Origin of the sequence: Microtetraspora sp. AC03309 (assembly GCF_020826795.1) — a bacterium.
GTDB lineage: Bacteria > Actinomycetota > Actinomycetes > Streptosporangiales > Streptosporangiaceae > Microtetraspora > Microtetraspora glauca.
On record NZ_JADDIL010000558.1, the window covers coordinates 1 to 423 of the forward strand.

General features: G+C 65.2%; 1 pseudogene. It reads left to right on the plus strand.

Features of this window, described 5'->3' with window-relative positions:
- Window positions 1-66 precede the first annotated feature (66 nt).
- Window positions 67-423: pseudogene (locus tag IMZ11_RS44345) on the plus strand (zinc ribbon domain-containing protein); the annotation flags it as partial.

Sequence of the window (423 nt, forward strand, 5' to 3'; positions counted from 1 at the left end):
GTGTTGTGGCCCGCGCATGTTCGCCCAGCATCGGCACTGACGGTCTCCGCTGTCCCCGTCTGTTTTATGGCTCTCGGCCTGACCGATGTCGCACCCATCCCTGAGATATTCGTGCTGGCAGTGCATTTGATCGTCGCGGTGCTGGTCTTGCTGGCGTTGAGAGTCGGTCTGCAGATCGCCTTGCTGCACGGACCGCGCGGCAGCACCCGCACCGACGAACCGCGGCAATGCCCGCAGTGCGATCACACCGTCGGGGATATGGCCTTCTGTCCGCGTTGCGGTGTGGCGATCCGCGCATTGCAGCGGGCCGCCCCTCGTGCCGGCCCTGCCCGATTGATGATGTGGGGTTCCGGCGTCACGGTGCTGACGGTCGCACTCGTCGTGGTGTCGGCCGTGGTGAGCAATCCACCCGCACGGTACATA